We start from the raw sequence: 920 nt of genomic DNA, 5'->3' as shown, positions 1-920 counted from the left end.
TGCGGGGGCGGTTCAGGGCGGAAGCCGTAGCGGTTGCCGAGCGGGATGCCCTCAAAGGCGGTTTCAAAGCTGCGGTCGCGCCGTGCGGTACAGGTGATGGCGGTGACCAGCACGCCGCTGCGGAACACCCCGCTGACCTCCTCACCGCCGCTGACCGTCAGCTCGCAGCCGCAGGTCAGTTGCGGGCAGGTGGTGAGTGCGGAGACCCGCGCCTGGCCGTTCAGGTAGCGCTCGTGGCGCAGGCGGGCGTGGAACGCGCCGCTCTCGGGTTCCGGATGGGAGCTGTAGCCGTCGCCCGGCGTCAGCCAGTTGTCGGCCCAGTGGTAAGACTCGCCGTAGGTGGTGTCGTCGCCGCCGGTGACGTCCGCCTGCACGTTCATATCCTCCAGGGCGTTGCGGTAGTTATAGTCGCGCCCGCTGACGCTTTTCTCCACCACCGCAAAGCGGCTGGCGAAGCCCCACGCGCAATCCGTGGCGGCATCGTGCATGCCGGAGGGCGGTACGGCGGGCAGCGTCAGCCCTTTAACGTGGCCCTGCTTACCGTCGTAAAACTCCACCACGTCAATATGCAGGCGGGCGTCGGGGGTGAAGCGGAACCAGATGCCGACCTCCCCCAGCAGGCGGGTGATAAACGTCAGGTCATCCTCGCCGTACTGCATCACCTGCTCGCGCGGCGGGTAGGCGTTGTTGAGGGTGAAGACAAAGTCCTGGCCGCGCATCCCGTGGCGCTCGCGCAGGATTTTCTCCACGATCTGCGGCACCGACATCTGCTGGTAAATGGCGTTCTGGCGGCTGCGCGACAGCAGGGTGAGGCGCGGCTGCAGGGTAACGGCGTAGTGGGTCTGGTCGGCGGAGGTGCCGAAACGTTCGAAACCGGTGATCACGCCCTGCACCATGCGCACCGGCTGCTGCACCTTTAT

At 66.6% G+C, this 920-nt stretch carries 1 protein-coding gene; it reads right to left on the bottom strand.

Features of this window, described 5'->3' with window-relative positions:
• The coding region (locus tag NV64_RS21880; RefSeq protein ID WP_233209073.1) for a type VI secretion system Vgr family protein at positions 1-920 on the bottom strand (920 nt) is incomplete at both ends.

This window comes from Erwinia sp. B116 (assembly GCF_002865965.1).
GTDB lineage: Bacteria > Pseudomonadota > Gammaproteobacteria > Enterobacterales > Enterobacteriaceae > Erwinia.
The sequence above is the reverse complement of the archived record's forward strand: the minus strand, read 5'-3'. Positions and strand labels throughout refer to the sequence as shown.